This window comes from Oceanisphaera marina, assembly GCF_014643915.1.
Taxonomy (GTDB): Bacteria; Pseudomonadota; Gammaproteobacteria; order Enterobacterales; family Aeromonadaceae; genus Oceanimonas; species Oceanimonas marina.
In genome coordinates, this window is record NZ_BMKE01000055.1 from 1 (window position 1) to 2,155 (window position 2,155).

The 2,155-nt window shown below is 37.1% G+C and carries 1 protein-coding gene; it reads left to right on the forward strand.

All coding sequences use genetic code 11. From position 1 onward, the window contains the following. The first annotated feature begins 90 nt into the window (after positions 1-90). Positions 91-1,623, forward strand: coding sequence for an AIPR family protein (locus IEW52_RS15505; RefSeq protein ID WP_229668004.1), 1,533 nt, complete (start codon positions 91-93; stop codon positions 1,621-1,623). Positions 1,624-2,155 lie beyond the last annotated feature (532 nt).

Below are 2,155 nucleotides of genomic sequence, written 5' to 3' on the forward strand. Positions count from 1 at the left end.
ATCCGTTACTGAGCAAGGAGTGAACTTCCCGACGCTGCAAAGAGCCATACTGAAAGCAATTTAATTGCTAAAAAGTTGGTTCAAGTGAGGTTGACACGTTCCGGTATAGTAGGTGATGGCGGTGATGGTGGAATTGATTCAATCTATACTTTTGTAAATGGCGAGCAATTAAAAGAAGATACGCCAGTAAATACCAGCCAGAAAAAGAACCATATTGAGCTGATTGTAATTCAGTCGAAGACTTCGGCCTCTTTTAAAGAAGATGCTGTAATAAAATTTAGAGAGTCAGCGCAGGATTTGTTTAACCTAGCGAACAATCCAGATGATTATGCTGCACGCTATAACGCAGATCTAATTGATAAGGTTAAGCTTTTTAGAAATTCATATGCAAAGCTAGCAAAGACATTTCCAAAAATAGAAATACGATATTTTTATGCTACACAGGGCGATGAAGTTCATCAGAATGTGTCAGGAAAAGTGTCAAAGCTTCAAGAAGATATTGTTAAAATGTTTGGAGGCGCTGAGTTTTCATTTGAATTTGTTGGTGCATCTAAACTTCTTGAGATGACAAGAAATGTACCGTCTACTTCGAGAGTTCTTGAGGTTGCAGAGTCACCAATTGGCACAAATGCTGGTAGCTACTTATGTCTAGTGAGCCTATCTAAATACTACGAGTTCATATCTGATTCTGGGGCGTTGGCACGCAGTATATTTGAGTCAAATGTTAGAGATTATCAGGGCAGTGTAGTAGTTAATACTGGTATACGGAAGACGCTGGAAAATAGAGAGTCAGAAAACTTTTGGTATCTGAATAATGGCGTAACTATCATTACTCCTAAAGCAGTAATGGCAGGAAAGCAACTTACAATTGAAGACCCTCAAATTGTTAATGGGTTGCAGACGTCACATGAAATATATCAATTCTACTCGCAGCTGGAAAGTCACGAGGGTGATGAAAGGGCTGTGCTTGTAAGAGTGATATGTGAAGAAGATGAAGAAGCTAGAGATAGAATAATTAGAGCCACAAACAGCCAAACATCTATTCCACCGGCATCATTAAGAAGCTCTGATGACATTCATAGAAATATTGAAGATTTTCTTAAGTCAAACGACTACTACTACGATAGGAAGAAAAATTTTTATAAAAATCAAGGAATGCCAGTTTCTAAGATTATAAGTATTTCTTATATGGCACAATCAATGATGGCTATTATGCTGTTGAAGCCTGATAGCGCAAGAGCTCGTCCTTCAACACTGATAAATTCGGATATAGAATATAGGAAAATATTTAGTTTAGATAAGTCAATAGATATATACCTAAAAGCAATTCAAATAATGAAAGCTGTAGAAGCATATCTAAAGCCAGAAAATTGTGAAATTCAGTTAGAAAGGAAGACGATTACAAATATAAAGTTTTACGTGGCAATGGTAGTTAGTATAAAGATAGCAGGGGGTATGTCACAAGAGGTAGAGAAAAAACTCTCAGAGTTGCCGAACGTATATGTACCTGGCGAAATACTTAATAACTCACTTCAACAAGTACTTGCCGAGTTCAATGAGTTAGGAGCAACAGATCAAGTTGCAAAGGGAACTGCTCTTGTAGCTAAACTCCCCCTGAGCTAGGAAATTACTGCACGCAGACACAATATAGTACTAGTTTTCGTATAGTCGCTGGACTTCATTTTACACACAGGGCAACCGCATGAACGTTTTTCAATTACATGAAGAGCAAAAAATGACCACACTTAGGTTGGTATTTATCTATTGTTTAAGCTTTCAAACTCGAATCGATTAATAAATTAACGCGGTGTTTAATAATTACACACTCATGCGCTCGCCCTGATTTTACACAAAATCACTCTTCATAGTATGTGTCGGTGAGCAAGGTATGATACAAAAATAATAACTTTTGATAAGATAGTATCGATGAAGATAAATAAAACGACTGAAAGTAAAAAGTTTAGTGTGCTTGGTTGGTTGATATATTTTATATCAATTATATTAGGTTTTATGGGTTTTGTTGGTTTTGCTCTAATGGGTTTTTTTTGAGCTAAGCAGTACGGCATAACCCATGTGGATCTATAATTTCTACATATAGCTACATTCGGGAGCCTGCCATGAAACGGAACTTGTTAGGTCAGTCACTCACGGCCGA